16 protein-coding genes, 1 tRNA gene and 1 pseudogene are annotated in these 18,383 nt (G+C 64.7%); 14 read left to right on the top strand and 4 right to left on the bottom strand.

Annotated features, from left to right (window positions below):
• The 10 genes and pseudogenes from KMAL_RS03020 to KMAL_RS02975 all read left to right on the top strand — a co-directional run.
• Window positions 1-385: pseudogene (locus KMAL_RS03020) on the top strand (cell division protein FtsZ); the annotation flags it as partial.
• Window positions 386-573: 188 nt separating this feature from the next.
• The gene (lpxC, locus tag KMAL_RS03015; RefSeq protein ID WP_110094292.1) at window positions 574-1,563 is read left to right on the top strand and encodes a UDP-3-O-acyl-N-acetylglucosamine deacetylase; all 990 of its coding nucleotides are present in this window, start codon (window positions 574-576) and stop codon (window positions 1,561-1,563) included.
• A 77-nt stretch (window positions 1,564-1,640) separates the two neighbouring features.
• The gene (locus KMAL_RS03010) at window positions 1,641-2,519 is read left to right on the top strand and encodes an outer membrane protein assembly factor BamD (RefSeq protein ID WP_110094278.1); all 879 of its coding nucleotides are present in this window, start codon (window positions 1,641-1,643) and stop codon (window positions 2,517-2,519) included.
• 41 nt (window positions 2,520-2,560) lie between these two features.
• Complete coding sequence (gene recN / locus KMAL_RS03005) at window positions 2,561-4,282, top strand: DNA repair protein RecN (RefSeq protein WP_110094277.1); 1,722 nt, start codon at window positions 2,561-2,563, stop codon at window positions 4,280-4,282.
• A 1-nt stretch (window position 4,283) separates the two neighbouring features.
• Window positions 4,284-6,413 carry an NAD-dependent DNA ligase LigA gene (gene ligA / locus KMAL_RS03000; protein WP_239019912.1) on the top strand — a complete coding sequence of 710 codons (2,130 nt, stop codon included), beginning with the start codon at window positions 4,284-4,286 and terminating at the stop codon, window positions 6,411-6,413.
• Window positions 6,410-7,027, top strand: coding sequence for an isochorismatase family protein (locus KMAL_RS02995; RefSeq protein WP_110094276.1), 618 nt, complete (start codon window positions 6,410-6,412; stop codon window positions 7,025-7,027). The genes ligA and KMAL_RS02995 overlap by 4 nt, the downstream gene beginning before the upstream one ends.
• 66 nt (window positions 7,028-7,093) lie before the next feature.
• Window positions 7,094-8,215, top strand: a complete 1,122-nt coding sequence (locus KMAL_RS02990; RefSeq protein ID WP_110094275.1) for a BMP family ABC transporter substrate-binding protein — start codon at window positions 7,094-7,096, stop codon at window positions 8,213-8,215.
• Entirely contained in the window at window positions 8,157-9,797 is a 1,641-nt protein-coding gene (locus tag KMAL_RS02985) for an ABC transporter ATP-binding protein (protein ID WP_408887880.1), read from the top strand. Before KMAL_RS02990 ends, KMAL_RS02985 begins: the two co-directional genes overlap by 59 nt.
• Entirely contained in the window at window positions 9,794-10,858 is a 1,065-nt protein-coding gene (locus tag KMAL_RS02980; RefSeq protein ID WP_110094273.1) for an ABC transporter permease, read from the top strand. Before KMAL_RS02985 ends, KMAL_RS02980 begins: the two co-directional genes overlap by 4 nt.
• The gene (locus tag KMAL_RS02975; protein WP_110094272.1) at window positions 10,855-11,793 is read left to right on the top strand and encodes an ABC transporter permease; all 939 of its coding nucleotides are present in this window, start codon (window positions 10,855-10,857) and stop codon (window positions 11,791-11,793) included. Before KMAL_RS02980 ends, KMAL_RS02975 begins: the two co-directional genes overlap by 4 nt.
• A 15-nt stretch (window positions 11,794-11,808) precedes the next feature.
• Here KMAL_RS02975 and KMAL_RS02970 read toward each other — a convergent pair whose 3' ends face one another.
• Entirely contained in the window at window positions 11,809-12,852 is a 1,044-nt protein-coding gene (locus KMAL_RS02970; RefSeq protein WP_110094271.1) for an ABC transporter substrate-binding protein, read from the bottom strand.
• Window positions 12,853-13,015: 163 nt separating this feature from the next.
• Here KMAL_RS02970 and KMAL_RS02965 point away from each other — a divergent pair.
• Window positions 13,016-13,091, top strand: a tRNA-Asn gene (locus KMAL_RS02965).
• 316 nt (window positions 13,092-13,407) lie between these two features.
• Here KMAL_RS02965 and KMAL_RS02960 read toward each other — a convergent pair.
• The 3 genes from KMAL_RS02960 to KMAL_RS17110 all read right to left on the bottom strand — a co-directional run bounded on the left by KMAL_RS02960 (window position 13,408) and on the right by KMAL_RS17110 (window position 15,529).
• On the bottom strand, window positions 13,408-13,914 hold the full coding sequence (locus tag KMAL_RS02960; RefSeq protein ID WP_110094270.1) for a hypothetical protein: 507 nt from the start codon (window positions 13,912-13,914) through the stop codon (window positions 13,408-13,410).
• A gap of 392 nt (window positions 13,915-14,306) precedes the next feature.
• A complete protein-coding gene (locus KMAL_RS02955; RefSeq protein WP_110094269.1) occupies window positions 14,307-14,759 on the bottom strand; it encodes a HEPN family nuclease in 453 nt (150 codons plus the stop codon).
• Between the two features lie 458 nt (window positions 14,760-15,217).
• Window positions 15,218-15,529 carry a hypothetical protein gene (locus KMAL_RS17110; RefSeq protein ID WP_167400030.1) on the bottom strand — a complete coding sequence of 104 codons (312 nt, stop codon included), beginning with the start codon at window positions 15,527-15,529 and terminating at the stop codon, window positions 15,218-15,220.
• Between KMAL_RS17110 and KMAL_RS02945 the strand changes: the two genes are divergently transcribed.
• From KMAL_RS02945 to KMAL_RS16855, 3 genes are all read left to right on the top strand, one after another.
• A complete protein-coding gene (locus KMAL_RS02945; RefSeq protein WP_167400031.1) occupies window positions 15,509-17,746 on the top strand; it encodes an EAL domain-containing protein in 2,238 nt (745 codons plus the stop codon). The two genes, KMAL_RS17110 and KMAL_RS02945, sit on opposite strands and share 21 nt — an antisense overlap.
• 54 nt (window positions 17,747-17,800) lie before the next feature.
• Window positions 17,801-18,022 carry a hypothetical protein gene (locus tag KMAL_RS02940; RefSeq protein ID WP_110094266.1) on the top strand — a complete coding sequence of 74 codons (222 nt, stop codon included), beginning with the start codon at window positions 17,801-17,803 and terminating at the stop codon, window positions 18,020-18,022.
• 96 nt (window positions 18,023-18,118) lie between these two features.
• Window positions 18,119-18,373, top strand: a complete 255-nt coding sequence (locus KMAL_RS16855; protein ID WP_146044137.1) for a hypothetical protein — start codon at window positions 18,119-18,121, stop codon at window positions 18,371-18,373.
• The last annotated feature ends 10 nt before the right edge of the window (window positions 18,374-18,383 follow it).

Raw genomic sequence — 18,383 nt, 5'->3', positions numbered from 1 at the left:
CCACGTGCCGGCCGGCGCGACGCCGCTGCGCCAGCCCAACATGCCGCCTTCGGCCCCTTCGCCGCATACGGTGCCCCCACAGGTGGCGCAGGCGCAGCGCGGGTCGCCGCGTTCCTCACTGTTCTCGGACGGGGCAAAGGCCGCCGAAGCCCCGCCGCCGCCGCAGTCGCGCAGCCTGTTTGGCGTCGTCACCGGCGCGCTGCGCCGCCGTTCGGCCGTCCCGCCGCAGCCGGCAGCCCCCCAGTCCGCCCCGCAGGGTGGCCCGGAACGCGCCGAACCGTCACTCCAGCAGCCGCAGGGCCGCCCGCCACAGGCGCCGCCGCAGGGTGGCGGCACGCCCGATGACAATGGGCTCGACATTCCCGCGTTCCTGCGTCGCGGCTAGGCCCCAAAGCCGGGGCCGGAGGGGGCGTTGCGGAATGTAACGCCCCCTCCGGCCCTGTTTTTTTCAGGTGCGCAGGCATGGTAACGGTTGGCAATAATCATTGACTGGTTAAACAGGACAGGTCCGGCCTAGTATTCCCTGACCTGCTCCGTAGCCAACACATTCACCTGTATCGAGGGATGCGCACAATGGATGGCATGTCGATAGGTCCGCATGAACTTGCCGATGCGTGCGTTACCGAAACGGTCATGCCCCGGCCCGATGCGCCAGACGCCATGTGGCAGCACACACTGCGCCGTCCCATCAGCAGCATCGGCACGGGACTGCATACCGGACGGCGCATTTCGCTGTCGCTGTCCCCCGCCCCGGTCGGCACGGGCATCATCTTCCGCCGCACCGACCTTGAAAACCGCATCATCCCCGCAACGTACGACCATGTGGTCGACACGCGGCTGAGCACGGTCATCGGCGACCCCTCCCCCACGTCGGCCCTGCGGGTGGCGACCATCGAACACCTGATGTCCGCCCTGTGTGGCTGTGGCATCGACAACGCATATGTCGACCTCGACGGGCCGGAAGTGCCGGTCTTCGACGGGTCCGCGTCCGAATTCATGTTCCTGCTTGACTGCGCGGGACGGGAACGCCAGTCCGCCGGCCGCCCGACGCTGGAGATCCTGCGCACCGTGCGGGTGGAGGACGGGGACGCCTTTGCCGAACTTTCCCCCCCTTCCACCGATGGCCTGAACATCAGCATGTCGATCGATTTCGCGGCACAGGCGATCGGGCGGCAGATCTTTTCGGCACGGGTCTGTGCCTCCTCCTTCCGGCGCGACCTTGAAAACTGCCGCACCTTCACCCTGCGCCAGGAAATCGACGCCCTGCATGCGGCGGGCCTTGCGCGTGGCGGATCGCTCGACAATGCCATCGTTGTCGATGATGACCGCATCCTCAATCCCACCGGCCTGCGCAGGCCCGATGAGTTCGTGCGCCACAAGGTTGTCGATGTGATCGGGGACCTGTACCTGGCCGGTGCCGTGATCCATGGCGATTTCCATGGGCATAAATCCGGGCACACCCTGAACAACCGCCTGTTGCGCACCCTGATGGCCGATACGGCCGCATGGCGCCTGCATGGCGTGCCGCTGCACAGGGGGCAGATTGGCCGCGCCGCCGCATGAAGCGCATGAAAACGGTACGATGCTCTTCACCCCGCTTGCGCACATGATATAAAGCACGCGCAACTGGAAGAGCCGGCATGTCACGACGCAGAACCCGACACATCCCCCTTCTCCGCCGATCTGGTGGCATCCTGCCACGCCTGCTTGCCCTCCCCGCGCTCGGCCTGCTCGTGGCGTGTAACGGCAACAGCGCGATCGTGGAGCACGCACCCCGCGTGGGTTCGGCGGAAACCCTGTATAATCATGGTGTTGATGCCCTGCGCAGTAACCGTTACGTCCTTGCGACCATCCAGTTCGACGTCCTGCAGCGCAACTATCCCTACTCCCAGTACACCGCCAACGCACAGTTGATGGAGGGATATTCCGACTACCTGCAGAGCAAGTATCCCGAGGCCGTGCAGCAGCTCGACCGATTCCTTGAACTGCATCCCACCAGTTCTGACGCGGCCTATGCCTTCTACCTGCGCGCGCTGTGTTATTACGAACAGATCGCCGATGTGCAGCGTGACCAGCAGGGCACCGTCGAATCGATGGACGCCCTTGAAGAGGTCATCACCCGCTTTCCCCAGACCCCGTATGCCCGCGATGCGCAGTTGAAGATCGACCTGTGCCGCGACCATCTGGCGGGCAAGGAAATGCTGGTCGGGCGTTTCTATCAGGAGCAGCGCAATTATCAGGCGGCGGTCAACCGCTACCAGCGCGTGGTGCAGGATTTCCAGACCACCAACCATGTCCCCGAAGCGCTGGAGCGACTGGTGGAAGTGTACCTCGACCTCGGCCTGCTGGAACAGGCGCGCAAGACCGGCGCGGTGCTGGCCTACAACTACCCTGACAGCAAATGGTATCGTGACGCCTATGACCATCTGCGTGACCATCATCTCATCAAGGGCGTTCCCCCCCACGCCAGCAAGCAGGGGCGCAACGCATTTTCGCGGGCATGGCATTCGGTCTTCTAGGTCCCGCCCATTCTGCCTGACCTGTTGATCGGACCCTGTGCATGCTGACACATCTCTCGATTCGCGATGTCGTCCTGATCGAGAAGCTCGACCTTTCCTTCATCGCCGGCCTGACGGTGCTTACGGGGGAAACGGGGGCCGGGAAATCCATCCTCCTTGACAGTCTCGGCCTCGCGCTTGGCGAACGCGCCAGCGCGTCGCTGGTGCGGGCGGGCGCGGAACAGGCCAGCGTCAGCGCGAGCTTCGACATCGTGGCCGACCATCCCGTGCACACGCTGCTTGCGGAGCAGGGCATCGCCATAGAGGAACCGCGCGAGCCGATCCTGCTGCGCCGTATCGTCACGGTCGACGGGCGTTCGCGCGCCTATATCAATGACCAGCCCGTTGGCGTCACGCTGCTGCGCCGGGCGGCGTCGCTTCTGGTGGAAATCCAGGGGCAGCATGAACAGATGGGGCTGGCGGACCAGGGCACCCACCTCGACCTGCTCGACGCCTTTGGCGTGGCGCCTGCGCTGCGCACGAACACCGCGCGGGCCTATCGCGCATGGATCGAGGCGACGGCGGAACTGGCCGCCGCGCGCGCGGAGATGGAAAGTGCCGCGCGGGAGGAAGACTGGCTGCGCCAGGCGGCGGAGGACCTGTCCACCCTCGCCCCGCTGGAGGACGAGGAAACGCAGCTTGCGGGCCTGCGCCAGTCGCTGCAGCAGGGCGAACGCCGGGCGGAGGCGATCGCCGCAGCATTGAGCGACCTGTCGCCGCGCGAACGCCGGGGGGTCAATCCCGCCTCTGCCCTGCGCAATGCCAGCCGCGCGTTGCAACGCCTGCTGCCCGCGCCGACCGACCTCAATCCCGGTGCGATCGGGGCAGAGGAACAGGCCGCGGCGCAGGAGGCGCTGAATGCGCTGGAACGTGCCGAAGAAGCCCTTGCCGAAGCGGAAAGCCTGCTCTCGCGCCTTGCCTCCGACGCGCAGGCCGACCCGCGCCTGCTGGAACAGACCGAGGAGCGGCTGTTCGCCCTGCGCGCCGAGGCCCGCAAGCACGGGGTGTCGGTGCCGGAACTGCCGGGCCTGCTGAGTGCGTTCAACGAACGGCTCAGCGCGCTGGATTCAGGCAATGCCCGCATCGAGGTGCTGGAGGCCGCCGTGGCGGAGACCCGCGCGAAGTTCGAGGAGACGGCGCAGAAACTGACCGCCGCGCGTGAAAAGGCCGCCCGCAGGCTGGAGACGGCGGTGATGGCGGAACTGCGCCCGCTGCGGCTGGAGCGCGCGCGCTTCATTGTCGAGCTTCTCCCCCTGCCGCCGGAGGCATGGAACCTGCGCGGCAAGGAGCAGGCCTCCTTCCTGATCGCCGCCAATCCGGGCCAGCCGCCGGGACCGCTGGCGAAGGTGGCGTCGGGGGGCGAGCTTTCGCGGCTGATGCTGGCGCTGAAGGTCGTGCTGGCGGGACGTTCCGCGATTCCCACGCTGGTGTTCGACGAGGTCGATTCCGGTGTTGGCGGCGCCACGGCGTCGGCCATCGGGGAGCGGCTGTACATGGTCGGGCGCGACGTGCAGGTGCTGGTCGTCACGCACAGCCCGCAGGTCGCGGCACGCGGGGATGCGCACCTGCGCATCAGCAAGAAAGTGACGCGCGACCGGACGGAAACGCATGCGGCCCCCCTCGACAGCGAGGCGCGGCTGGAGGAAATCGCCCGCATGCTGTCGGGTGACACGATCACGCCCGCCGCACGCGCCGCCGCCGACAGCCTTCTGAAAGGGGAATGACATGACGGATACGGCCGGGGACCTGGCACGGTCCTGTCAGGACATCCTTGAACGCGCGCAGGGGCCGGAACTTTCCGCCCCGCAGGCAGCAGCGGAACTTGCGCTGCTGGCCGATGTGATCGCACGGCTTGACCGCGCCTACCATCAGGATGACGCGCCGGTTGTCACGGATGCAGTCTATGACGCGCTGCGCCGGCGCAATGCCGAACTGGAACGGGCCCATCCAGACGCCCGCCGCGACGACAGTCCCGAAACCCGCGTGGGCGCGGCACCTGCCGGCGTATTCCGCCGCCACCGGCACCTGACGCCGATGCTCTCGCTCGACAACGTGTTCAGCCGGGAGGAATTCGAGGGCTTCATCAGCCGCGCCGCGCGCTTCCTCGGGCTGGATGACGCGCAGGCCATGGAGCTTGACTTCGTGGCCGAACCCAAGATCGATGGCCTGTCGATCAGCCTGACCTATGAAAACGGGCATTTCGTGCGCGGCACCACCCGTGGCGACGGGACCGAGGGAGAGGACGTTACCGCCAACCTGCGCACGCTGCGCGACCTGCCGCAGCAGTTGCATGGCCCCGCCCCCGACCTGATCGAGATCCGGGGCGAGGTCTTCCTGGCCAAACCGGACTTCCTGACGCTCAACGCGGCGCAGGTTGCAGCGGGGCAGAAGCCCTTTGCCAACCCGCGCAACGCGGCGGCCGGGTCGCTGCGCCAGCTTGACCCCGACATCACGCGCCAGCGCCCCCTGTCGCTGTTCGCCTATGCGCTGGGCTATTCCAGCGCGCCGGTTGCCGACACGCATGCCCAATACCTGCACAGGCTTGCGCAATGGGGGTTCGCGGTCAGTCCGCTATGTTCGCAGGTCGCGAATGTGGCGGAGGCGGAAGCCTTCATGGAGCGGATCGCGCGCGAACGCTCCGCCCTCGATTACGATATCGACGGGGTGGTGTACAAGATCAACGAACGCGCGCTGCAGGAGCGGCTCGGCTTTGCCGGGCGTGCGCCGCGCTGGGCCGTGGCGTGGAAGTTCGCGGCCGAACAGGCGATCACGCGCCTGACGAAAATCGACATACAGGTGGGACGCACCGGCGCGCTGACCCCCGTCGCCATACTGGAGCCGGTGAATGTGGGCGGCGTGATCGTCACGCGCGCCAGCCTGCATAACGAGGACGAGATCGCGCGCAAGGACGTGCAGGAAGGCGACCTTGTGCGCATCCAGCGCGCGGGCGATGTCATCCCGCAGGTGCTCGACATCGTGCAGCCGCGCGACCATCCCTCCCACCCGTTCGTCTTTCCCCATGCCTGCCCCGTCTGCCATGCCCGCGCCGAACGGCCGGAGGGCGAGGTCGTATGGCGCTGCTCCGGCGGGTTGACGTGCCCGGCGCAACTGGTGGAACGGCTGATCCATTTCGTCTCCCGCGATGCGTTCGATATCGAGGGACTGGGCGACCGCACCATTGCGGAGTTCCATGAAGACGGGCTGCTGGCCACGCCGGGCGACATCTTCCGCCTGCCCAAGCACGAGGAGGCTATTGCAGAACGGCCCGGATGGGGCGTCGTCTCCGCGCGCAACCTGGTGAATGCGATCGCGGCGCGGCGGACGATTTCCCTGTCACGCTTCATCTATGCGCTGGGCATCCGCCGGATCGGGATCAACACGGCGCGCCTGCTGGCGCGGCATTACGGGTCGTATGAAAACTGGCACCGGCAGATGCTGCGCGCGACCACCGTGGGGTCGGACGAACGGCTGGAACTGGGCAGCATCACCGGGATCGGCAGCGCCATTGCCGACGAACTGGTGGCTTTTTTCCTCGAAGACCACAACCGCCAGACACTCGATGACCTGACGCAGGTGCTGGAGGCCATCACGGACGAGGAAATGCTGGCGACGGGCGAACTGTCAGGCAAGGTCATCGTCTTTACCGGCACGCTGACGACCATGAGCAGGCCCGAAGCCCGCGCCATTGCCGAACGCATGGGCGCGCGCGTGTCCGACAGTGTCTCGAAAAAGACGGACATTGTCGTGCTGGGCGAAAAGGCGGGGTCGAAGGCGCGCAAGGCGGCGGAACTGGGCCTGCAGACCGTGGACGAGGCCGGCTGGCGCGCGCTGGCGGGACTGGCCCCGGCATCATGAGCACCGCCCCTGCCATCGATGGTCGCGACGCACTGCTGATTGTCGATGTGCAGAATGATTTCCTGCCCGGCGGGGCACTGGGCGTGGCACAGGGCGCGCGGATCATCCCGGTCATCAACCGCCTGCAGGACCTGCCGTTCGGCCGTATCGTCGCAACGCAGGACTGGCACCCGCGCGGGCATGTCTCCTTCATGGCGGATGGCATGCCCGCCCCGGACCGCTGGCCCGAACACTGCGTCGCCGCGACATGGGGCGCGGCCTTCCCCGATGCACTGGCGCAGGCGCGTATCGGGCTTGTCCTGCGCAAGGGGATGCTGCCCGGCATCGACAGCTATTCCGCGTTCCACGACAATGACGGGGGGCATGACAGCGGGCTTGCGCCATGGCTTTCGGCCTGTGGCATCCGGCGTGTCTTCGTCTGCGGCATCGCGCTGGATTACTGCGTGCGGGCCAGTGCGCTTGATGCGGCGGCGGCGGGGTTCGACACTTTTGTACTCGACGACGCCTGCGCCGCGATCAATGATGACAGGCGCGATGCCCACCGTGCGCTGCACGACGGGGGGATCGGCATCATCGCCACGCGCGACCTTGTGGAGGGAAACGAAGCGCCATAACCGATTTGAGACGACGCCCACACCGGGGGAAGGCATGGGCGTCATGACCGGGGGAAAGACAGGATCATGAATGTTACAGGGCCGCGGGGGCGGTTACTGGCTTCACGACGCGCCATGCTCGGCCTTGCGGGGATGGCGGCAGGATCATCGCTGCTGCCGGGCCGTCCCGCACGGGCGGGCACGCCACGCGGGCCGATCACGCAGAAAGACGCGCTGGTCGCCTTTGGCCATACCGGCCCGATCACCGATGGCGGGTGGAGCATGGTGCATAACCGCGGCGTGCAGGCCGTGCGGCAGGCCTTTCCGGGGATTCGCACCGTCTATGTCGAAAGCGTCCCCTACTCTGCCGATGCGACGCGCATCTTCCGGCAGTTCGTGGCCGAAGGGGCGAACATGGTCTTCGCCACGTCGGAATATGGCGACTTCATCAAGGACGTGTCCGACCGCGCGCCCGATGTCGCCTTCATGGAATGTGATGGCAACTCGCTGACGCCCAACCTTGGCTGGTATTATGTCAGCCACTGGTATGCCAGCTACATCCTGGGGATCGCCGCCGCCCTGCTTTCGAAAACGGGCAGGATCGGCTTCCTTGGCGCGTTTCCCATCCCCTCGGTCTATGCCAGCGCGAATGCGACCCTGCTGGGCGCGCGGTCGGTCAACCCGGCCATCACGCTGCAGGGCATCACCATCAACGCATGGTTCGACCCGCAGGCCGCGACACAGGCGGCGACAGCGCTGGTGGATAATGGCTGCGACTTCCTGTGCGGGATCATGGACGAACCGGCCTACCTTCGGGTCGCGGTGGCGCGCGGCGTCTGGGCGGCGATGTGGAACACCGGCATGCTGCAGTTCGGGCCGGAATCCTATGTCAGTTCCGTGGTGCTGGATTTCAACGCCTTCTATGTCGCGCAGGTCCGCGCCCTGCTGGAGGGGACGTGGCAACCCTCCGCCGCGTTCCTTACACTTGGGCATGGGGTGGACCGTGACGCCTGGGGGCCAGGGGTGCCCGAAGCCATCGCACGGCAGGCCGACGACATGCGCGCACGCATGCTGGCGGGATACAACCCGTTCCGGGGGCCGATTTACGACAATCACGGGCGTCTGCGCGTGCCGGCGGGCGTGACGCTGGATGACAGCCAGATCTATCACTGCGACTGGGCCGTGGCGGGGGTGTCGGGTCTTGGCTGAGTTTCCCACGCGCCCGCCCCTTGCGCCGGGCACACCCCCCATCCTGCAACTGCGTGGCATCGGGAAGTTCTTTCCCGGCGTCATCGCCAACAGGGACGTGGACCTGGAGGTCTGGCCCGGCGAAATCCATGCCCTGCTGGGTGAAAATGGCGCGGGCAAATCCACCCTGATGAATGTCGTGACCGGCATCTACCAGCCCGACGAGGGGGATATCCTGCTCGACGGCTACGGGCAGGTGTTCAGTTCCCCGCACGACGCCATTCGGGCGGGGATCGGCATGGTCCACCAGCATTTCAAGCTGGTGCAGGCCTTTACGGTTGCGGAAAACATCCACCTTGGCTGGGACGAGGCCCCGCGCCTTGCCTCCGCCCGCGCGATGGAGGCACGCACCCGCGCCATTGCGGAGCAGTTCGGATTTCCCGTGCGTGCGGATGCGCGCGTCAGCGACCTGTCGGCCGGGGAGCAGCAGCGCGTGGAGATCCTGCGCGTGCTGTCGCGCCGGGCGCGCCTGATGATCATGGACGAACCGACCGCCGTCCTGACGCCGGAGGAGACACGCGAACTGTTCCGCGCGCTGCGTGCCTTCCGCGCGCAGGGGAACGCGGTCATCATCATCAGCCACAAGCTCGACGAGGTGATGGAGATTTCCGACCGCGTCACCATCCTGCGCGGCGGGCGCAGGGTCGGCACGTATGACACCGCTGTGTGCACGCCCGCGATGCTGGCGACCACCATGGTCGGGCGGGAAATCGTGCGCCAGAACATGCGCACCCGTCCCCCCGGCGCACAGCCGGTCAGCGCCGCCCCGGTCATGGGGCTGCGCGACGTCACGGTGCGCGACGGGCGCGGGGTCGAAATCCTGCGTGACGTGTCGCTGGACCTGCATGGGGGAGAAATACTGGGCATCGCGGGTGTCGCGGGCAACGGGCAGCGCGAACTGACGGAGGTGCTGACGGGGCTGCTGAAACCCGACCGGGGTCAGGTCCTGCTCGACGGGGTGGAGATGGCACGCATCGACCCGGCCGCCTTTGCCCATGCGGGCGTGGGCCATATCCCCGAGGACCGGCTGCGCAGCGCGCTGGCCCCCGCCCTTTCGATTACCGACAACATGGCGCTGCGTGAATATGCCATCCCCCCGGTCGGGCGTGGCGGCCTGTATGACAGCGGGGCGGCCGACACGCTGGCGCGCGAAATCGCGCAGGTGGCGGATGTCGGCATCCCCGACTTCGCCATGCCGGTGCGCAACCTGTCGGGCGGCAACCAGCAGCGCCTTGTCGCGCGGCGCGAAATCCGTATCGCGCACCGGGTGCTGGTCGCGGCCTATCCCGCGCGCGGGCTGGATATCGGGGCGATCGCCACCATGCTGTCCTACCTGACGGACCTGCGCGACCGCGGGGTGGGCGTGGTGTTCATTTCCGAAGACCTCGAAGACCTACTCAACGTCTCGGACCGGGTCGGGGTGATGTTCCATGGGCGACTGATGGCGGTGGTGGACGCGGATGAGACGGACATGGAGACGATCGGCCTGCTGATGGGCGGGCGCGACCCGTCCACCCTGCCCATGCGGGAGGACGGACGATGACCGCGCAGACCCGGTTCCAGCGCCTGCCCGTCGTGCCCGCCACGCGCATCATGCTGTGGCGCCTTGGCGCGATCGCCTGCGCCCTGCTGATGACGGCGGGCATCCTTGCCCTGTCGGGATACAGTCCCGTCGACCTGGCGCTGCTGGTGGTGCGCTCCACCATCGGGTCGAGCTTCGGGATGGAGGACCTGGCCCTGTTCATGTCGCCGCTGCTGCTGACGGGGGCGGCGGTGACGGTGTGCAGCCGTATCGGGCTGTGGAACATCGGCGCGGAGGGACAGTTCTATGCCGGGGCCATCGGGGCGGCGGCGGTGGGCCTGTTCATCCCGGCACCGGCCATCGTGCTGCTTCCGCTGATGGCGGCGGCCGGGATCGTGGCGGGCATGGGATGGATCGCGATTCCCACGCTGGCGCGCGCCTATGCCGGAGTGAACGAGATCATCACCACGCTTCTGCTGAATTTTGTAGCCTCCCTGCTCACCTATTACCTGACGACCGGCCCGTGGCGCGACCGGGTGACGGGCGCGCAGGTTTCAAGTGCACGGCTGCCGGTTTCCATCCCCGAAATCTGGGGCGTGGTGCATTGGGGCTTCCCGCTGGGGCTGGCGATCGTGGGGCTGCTGGCATGGGTGATGGCGCACACGCGCTGGGGATATGAAATCCGCATCGGCGGCGCAAACCCCGATGCCGCGCGCTATGCCGGGATTGCGGTAAGGGCGCGCATCATCGCGGTCATGCTGCTGTCGGGGGGGCTGGCGGGCCTTGCGGGCATGTTCGAACTGGCGGGGACGGTCCACCGGCTGCAGGGGGGGATGGCCAACAATTTCGGCTATCTGGGGATCGTGGTCGCCGTGCTGGCGCGCGGGTCGTGCCTGAATGTCATTCCCGCCGCCCTGCTGATGGCGTTCATCCTTGATGCCGGGATCGTGCTGCAGACGCAGCAACTGACGGCGTCGGTGGTGCTGGCGATCACGGGACTGATGCTGTTCATGATCGCGCTGGCGGATGAACTGGCCCATTACCGGCCTGTCGCCAGCCTTGCAAAGGGGACAAGGCCATGATCGCACTGCTGGGCGGGATGCTGGCGACCGCCGTTCTGGCGGGGGGCGTGCTGGCCCTTGCCGCGCTGGGTGAAGTCATGGCCGAACGCGTGGGCGTGACCAACCTTGGCGTCGAAGGGCTGATGGCGCTTGGCGCGGTTGTCGCGATCATGACGGTCGCGGGCGTGCACAATCCGTGGGCCGGGCTGCTGGCGGCAACGCTGACCGGCGCGCTTGGCGGCATGGTCTTTGCCTTTGGCGCGGTCATCATGCGCGCAAACCAGGTACTGTGCGGGCTGGCGGTGACGTTCATGGGGCTGGGCCTGTCCACCGCGCTGGGACATGACTATGCCGGGCATCCCTCCGCCACCGTCTTCGGGCATGTGGCCATCCCGCTGCTGTCGGCCATCCCGGTGATCGGGCCGGCCTTCTTCGGGCAGAACATCCTCATCATCCCGATCTATGTCGTGCTGCCGCTGCTGGTGCATTTCGTGATGTTCCGCACCCGCCATGGCCTGAACATGCGCGCGGTGGGGGAAAACCCGGCGGCGGCCGATGCGGCGGGCATCCCGGTCATGGCCATGCGCTTTGGCTATGTCACGCTGGGCGGGGCGATGGCGGGCATGGCGGGGGGGTATCTCACGCTGACCTTTGTTCCCGTCTGGTCCGAGGGGATGATCGCCGGACGCGGCTGGATCGCGCTGGCGCTGGTGATCTTTGCCGGGTACCGCCCCGTCATGGTGACATGCGCGGCGCTGCTGTTCGGGCTGATTACCGCGCTGGCCTTCGTGGGACAGGCACGCAACTGGCCCATCGACCCGGCATTCCTGAACATGCTGCCCTATCTGGGGACGGTGGCCTTCATCATCGTGCCGGTGGTCGTCTGGCATCGCATGCGCCGCGTCATGGCTGCGCCCGCGGCACTGGCGCAGCCCTATTACCGTGACGTGCGGTAACAGGGCTGCGGGTACTTACGCCCCATTGCGATGCAGCAGGTCCATGGAAATGGCCCGCGCATAGGCCGCCGAACCCAGCGTGTCGGGAAACCGCCCGAGCAGCTTCATTTCGTCAATATACTGCGACAGTTGGACACGCAGGTCGGACCCGGTGGGACAGATGCCCAGTACCTCATGGCGCATCATCGCCATGATATCCGCCTGCGCCATGCCATTGATACGGCCGTCCAGCAGGCCTGCCGTTTCCGGGATATGGGCCTTCAGCCACCGCGCGGCGTCCTGCAGGGCGACAACAAGGGCGGCAGCGGCGGCGGGCGCATCGCGCAACATGTCCTGCCCCACGCCGAGGGCAAGGTTCGTGCGCTGCGCATACAGTCCGTTCACGCTGTTGACGAGTTCCACCAGCCCCAGCGACGGATCATTCAGCAGCCGCCACGCCAGCGGGTCATGCACCGCCAGCGCATCGACATCCCCGTTGCGAATGGCGCCATCCATGTCCTGTGGCGACACGACACGCCAGACCGGGCCGGTATCGGGGTTCATCCCCTTGCGCCGCAGGACGACGGAAAAGAACAGCCGGTCCGCCATGTCCGGGTTGGTGATGGCGATCCGCCGCCCCACCATGTCCTCCACCCGGGTCAGCTTCAGCCGGCGGCGCACCAGCAGGCGGAATGTCCCGGCCTGCAGTCCCATGACAAGCCGGGCCTGCACTTCCCCCTCATGCAGCTTGTCGAGCCATGACAGCACGGGCGCGACGGCCACGCTGCTGCGCCCGGCCTGCAGGTCGCCGATCGCATCGCGTCCCGTGACCCCTCCGCCCGTCAGCCGCACATCCAGCAGGTAGCGTTCGAAAAACCCCTGCCGCTGCGCCACGTTGAACAGGATGGAGGTGGGGGCGGACGGCCATGACAGGTCGATCTGGTGTGGCTGCCCATCAAGGGCATCGCCCACATGGCGTGCCCCGGCCCGCCTGCGCTGCCCCTGCCAGCCCCACAGCCCCACCGCGGCAAGGGCTGCGGCGGCCCCTGCCATGGCCCGGCGGCGCGGCATCAATGCCATGACTGTCCTGGCGCACCCATGTGATCCGTTCCCTTCCGCTGATTTAACGCCATGTCTACAGCACGTTATGGCACAGCCCGCCATTTTTGGGCATAGGGCAAAAAAAGTGGAAAAAGGGGGTTTACGACCCCCGGCCTGTGTGGCTATAAGCTGCTCACGCTGTTCCCGAATAGCTCAGTTGGTAGAGCAAGCGACTGTTAATCGCTGGGTCGTAGGTTCGAGTCCTACTTCGGGAGCCACATTTCCTTAAAATTAGTATTGATGCCGTGGTTGCGGATTTGGTCCAATACGGCCGCCATGGCGGGCCGTGGCCTTTGCCAGACACATGCCGCACCGTTCGATGCCCTGATGCCTGTTACGGCCAGACAGGCCCGGCGCCGGGGCCGACGCACCGGGGCTACAGGCAAAATCCCTGCCCCCGGATGCACACTATAGTGCGAAAGCCTTGGTGTGGATGACCTTACCCTGTTGCGTCAGGGCTCGATGACCGGTCATCCATATTGCCTCAGGGACCGAAAAAGTCCTGCCCCCCCACGTCCGGTATTGCCGCCCGCCTTACGCCGACCCGATCGGATCTGCATCAGCAAGGCGGATAAAGTCCGGTTTCTGTTCGAATTGCTTGGAAAGTTCGCCCAGACGCTCCGCCAGTTCGTGTCCGCTGTTGTTCAGGATTGCAAAACACCGTTCAATCGTTGCCCGCAATACCCCTTCATCAGGCAGTTTTTTGGAATCATTAAGGAAAGCCTCTATTGTAATACACACCAGGTGGTCACCATCCTGTTCCCGCGCCCAATGTTTTGTGACTTTCCTCAACCTGTTGAACTCATTGATGACAGTAAAAAACTCCAGCAGAGGCACGCCGAAGCTCTTTCGCGAGATGATGTTGAATATTCCCATGCGGAAATAAGAGGGATCGCCATCCTCCAGCAGGATATAAAACCGCCCTGCATCAGGAACATTGAAGAAAATATCTCCATCCTCGTCGGTCCCTGCAATGGACCCCAGTTCGCTTTCGACGATCTTCCTGTAAAATTCCTGAATATCCTGCTGTGTTTCAGTCATGATAATTTCCCTGATGCCGTTCGGGGCACTGCAAATTCAATATTAATCCGTGAAGGCAATATGCACGCGAATACCATACCGAGAAGTATTCGACCCTCCGCCATTAATGACCCTGCCCGTGCAATGGGCATGTTTATGGACGGCACCGCCTGGCGCCGGGTGGGTCGTAGCGTGTCACACGAGGTAAAGGCACGCCCTGCTTATTTCCCTTCTGCAGCAGAACGAGCATCGCCGTTCACCGCATGGCTCAATAGCCAGGTGTTTTATTCGCAGGCCACCCGACAGAGAGGGGACCCCATGTGAAAAAGCGCTACGACACGCCAAAAGGCAGCGTAATCGAAAACCGGGGGATGAACAAGACAGTAATTACAGGGGGCAAAGGAAACCCCGGATCAGTGCCCGTAGATTTCCTCCAGGCAGTCCCGGAAGTCGAGAAGCAGCCGCTTCATGTCAGATGTCCCTATCGTACATTTGAGGACCTTGCGTCCATTGCGGATATTCCAGAGGGTGATTGAATCGATCTGTTTGATTTCATTGGGGTTGTACCGCATGTTTCCATGCGCCAGCGCATGGCGCACATACTGGATGAAATCATAATAGGTTACGCCGCCACACTCATTGACCTGATAGCGGACGGCTATTGGTGGCGGCCGGGCGGTAAAATACGCCATGAATGCCTTTCCTTTCGAGGAGCGCTCGAAAGGATGGATAAAAGCCCCCAGAAAAGTATTCACCAGCTGGGTGATTTCATAAACGGCATGTTCCCTGTAATTCCTGTCGATGAATTCAAGGTTTACCAGTGAGCGTCTTATGATATCCAGAAGCGGGTCGGCAGGTATCCCCATGGGTCGTGTCCCTGTTGCTGCGCCTTCGATGGCATGTCGCGGCCCATTTCATAAGGAACCGGACCGAGCGTTGCCAACGTCGCCACGAGCTGGCGGGCAACCCTGCCCTGCCCCCAGCGTTCCATTCGGGCATGGACGGTTCAGGATACCGGAGCGCGAAGGAATATCTTCCTAATTACACGGCATCCCCACGGTCCTGACATATTTGACATATTAACGCCATATTCATGACCGACTTTGCCGCAGGAGACAACAGGACCTCGTCCTTCATGGGACAGATCAGAAAAACGCTTATGTGATCACATGTTAATCGAACCTTTCCAGAACGGGTCGCCTTTGTCTTTCCTGAACCGGTACGCAACCCCGGTGGCATGCGCCTGATGTCTGACAAGGGTGCGGCCGCACGGGACAGGGGAATAACTGAAATGTCCGCGATAGGTCCGCATCAACCGCGAAATTCACGGCAGGCTCCTCACAATTTGGGAATCGTGATCGTAGATGATGACAACGCGATCGTTGTCTTCAATGACATGGCCGAACACATGTCCTGACATGCCCGCAATGATGTGATCGGGCGTCACAGCAGCACGGTCCTGCCCGCAGAAATCCATGCCGATGAAATCGACACGTCCCTTGCCCGGACGGGTCAGAAACCGACCTCCCCACCGCGCGCCGGCCTGCACAGGCTGAGCGTCACGCGCCATGACGGCACATGTTTCAATGCCGAACTTGAGGTTTCCCAAATGCGCATGGGGGACCGCCTGCTGCATGTCATCACGCTGCGCGATGTGTCCCCTGCCGCAGGGCATGTGCTTGCGGACGAAATCTGCGCGACAATTGTGCATGAGACGGATCGCGGCATTGTCGTCCTGGATGCCGAAAGCCGGATCACCCATGTCAATCCGGCCTTCGGCATCCTGTCGGGATATTCCGAAGATGAAGTTGCCGGCAATGATTTTTCCATCCTGTTTTCGGGCCATGGGCGTGACATCCGCACCCTGCAGCAGTTCCGCCAGCAGGTCAGCGAAGGCGGCAGCTTTGAAATAGACATCCAGGCGCGCCGCCGCGATGGCGGCAACATCTGGCTGCGTGCCGCCGTAACACCGGTCCATGACGCGCATGGCGCGCTGGAACAGACCATCATCATCCTCAGCGATGTCAGCCGCGACCGTGACCTGCGCTATCTCCAGCAGGATGTGGTCGAGGCGCTGGCGAGTGGCCTGTCGCTGCGTGAAGTGATGGATTTCATATGCCGCCGCATCGAACGCATCGTCCCCGACGTGCAGGCACTGGTGATGATGACGGACGATGGGCAGGTCATGCACCCCATCGGCCGCGCGTCCCTGCCCAAGGCGGTGGTGGAGCAGTATGACGGCGCGCGCATCGGCCCCGCCTCCGGCTCGTGCGGGACGGCGATCCACCGGCATGAAGAGGTCATCGTGCCCGACATCGCCACATCGCCGTTGTGGGAAGGGCTGGCCGATGTGCCGCTGGAACACGGGCTGCATGCCTGCTGGGCGCGGCCCATCATCCTGCGCGATGGACAGGTCGCCGGTGCCTTCACGCTCTTTTCCCCCGAACCCGGACATCCCAGCACATGGTGCCGCCGCGTTGTCGGGGCGTGCGCGCACCTGTGCATGCTCGCGATCGTGCAGGAACATGCCCGCCAGTCCATCGACCGGCTGGCGCATTATGACGGCCTGACCGGCCTGCCGAACCGCGCATGGCTGCGGCAGTACTGCGCCCAGGCGCGGCCGAATTCCGTGCCTCGCGTCACCATGGTGCTGAACCTTGACCGCTTCCAGAAGATCAACGAGGCGCTGGGCCATGCCGCGGGCGATACGCTGCTGATGGAGGTCGCGCGCCGCCTGCGTGGCGCCCTGCCCGCGGCTGATATCCTGACCCGCACCGATGGCGATGAATTCGTCATCCTGACGCAGACCGCGCCGCAACAGGCCGTGGTCCGGGCAGAGCGGCTGCTGCGGCTGCTTGAGACTCCCATCATGATCGAAGGGGTGGAACTGCGCCCCAGCGCCAGTATCGGCATCAGTATCAGCGATGGCACCGATCCCGCCGCGGACATGAAGACGGTGATGAAACATGCCTATTCCGCGCTGTCACAGGCCAAGGAAGCAGGGCGCAACTGCTATCGTTTCTTCAGCCCGGAAATGAACCGCGCGGCGGAAGACCGCATCACCCTGGCCGCGGCCCTGCGCCGTGCCATCAGGGAAGACCGGCTGAGCCTTGTCTACCAGCCACAGGTGATGACCGACAGCGGCCAACTGCATGGGGTGGAGGCGCTGGCACGCTGGATCGACCCGGAACTGGGCTTCATTTCCCCCGGCCGCTTCATCCCGCTGGCGGAGGAAACGGGACAGATCGAGGTCCTGGGCGAATGGTCGCTGCGCACGGCGTGCCGGCAGATGACGGCATGGATGGCGCAGGGGATCGACGTGCCCATCGTATCCGTCAACCTGTCGGCCATCCATTTCCGTGACCGCAACCTGCCCGCCACCATCGCGCGCATCATGGACGAAGCCGGCATGCCGCCTGAACGGCTGACGATCGAGCTGACCGAAAGCACCATGATCGACAATTTTGAACAGACGGTGGAGATCGTCACCGCCATCCGCGCGCTGGGCTGCGGTGTGTCGATGGACGATTTCGGCACCGGCTTTTCCAGCCTGTCGAACCTTGCCAGCCTGCCCGTCAGCGAGGTCAAGATCGACCAGAGCTTCATGAAAGGTTTCGAGGAACCCTCCGGCAAGGTCTATTCGGTGGTGCGCGCCATCATGCATATCGGCCAGAGCCTTGGCATGACCGTGGTTGCCGAAGGGGTGGAAACGCAGGCACAATACCAGCTCCTCAGGGCGATGCAGTGCGATGTCATCCAGGGCTACCTCTTTTCACGCCCGCTGCCGCCAGAGGAGCTGGCCCAATGGTGCGCGGCCTCCATGTCACAGAGCCCGCCGCCGGTACATGCATGAGGATCACTTGCGCCATCCCCTTCCCCCCACGCGCAGCCACGCGGCACGACCGGCATGAAGCAGCATAAGGTCATGCTGGGCGAACGCGTTCTGTATCAGGCGGCACAGCTTTCGCATGCCGAACGCTTTGCCGCCGCCCGCCGGGCGGAGGGACTGGACTGCCACGTCGTGCCCGACACCACGACGCGCACGAAACGGGTGCGGATCAACTCGATCACGGGGAAGCCCTATTCCGGGCGCTCCCCTGAGGGAAGATCTTCCGACAAAACAGAATAAGACAGACCTGAATCTCAAATATAACCAGACCAGCATGGTACGCGTTGTCGTTCCAGCCAGTGCCCCGGCATCGGCAAAACGACAAAGAGCGCAACCATGTCAGACGTGTCCCCTGAACCACCCGTCTTTCACATCATGGACTCCGGCATTCCACAATGGGTCCATGCCAGCCTTGTGCGCCAGTACGCGGATGTCCTGCGCGAACCCATCCCCCCTGAACTGCTGGCCCTTCTCTCCCCTGAAGAACACGCCCCCGCTGACGCCACCACGACAGGCCCTTGCGCCGCCGATGCGCAACACGACGATACACAACGGGCCAGGGACGGTGTCCCCATGCCTGCGATGGACTGACACACCAGCA

Origin of the sequence: Novacetimonas maltaceti, assembly GCF_002906255.1 — a bacterium.
GTDB lineage: Bacteria > Pseudomonadota > Alphaproteobacteria > Acetobacterales > Acetobacteraceae > Novacetimonas > Novacetimonas maltaceti.
The sequence above is the reverse complement of the archived record's forward strand: the minus strand, read 5'-3'. Positions and strand labels throughout refer to the sequence as shown.